We start from the raw sequence: 300 nt of genomic DNA, 5'->3' as shown, positions 1-300 counted from the left end.
CTCCGGAGGCTCCCCCGGCCCCCGCGCCGGCCGCCGCCGCACCCGCTCCGACAGCCCCGGCACCTGCCCCGGCCGCTCCGGCTCCGGCGCAGGCTCCGGCGCCCGCCCAGGCGCAGGCTCCGGCTCCGGTCGCCCCGCCCGCTCCCGCCGCGACCGGTGACGACGGCGCGTACGTCACCCCGCTGGTCCGCAAGCTCGCCGCCGAGAACGGCGTCAACCTCGGCTCCGTGCGCGGCACGGGCGTCGGCGGGCGGGACCTGACCTACCTCGCACCACACTCTTATTATCATCTGACGCTGG

At 78.3% G+C, this 300-nt stretch carries 1 protein-coding gene; it reads left to right on the top strand.

Going from position 1 to position 300, the window contains the following annotated elements; all coding sequences use genetic code 11:
* Positions 1-182: 182 nt before the first annotated feature.
* On the top strand, positions 183-300 hold a 118-nt coding region (locus tag V7E46_RS34070), incomplete at its 3' end, for an E3 binding domain-containing protein (RefSeq protein ID WP_443054440.1).

Source organism: Streptomyces sp. IBSBF 2435 (assembly GCF_036815005.1).
Lineage (GTDB): Bacteria > Actinomycetota > Actinomycetes > Streptomycetales > Streptomycetaceae > Actinacidiphila.
This window is presented reverse-complemented; position numbering and strand designations above follow the sequence as displayed.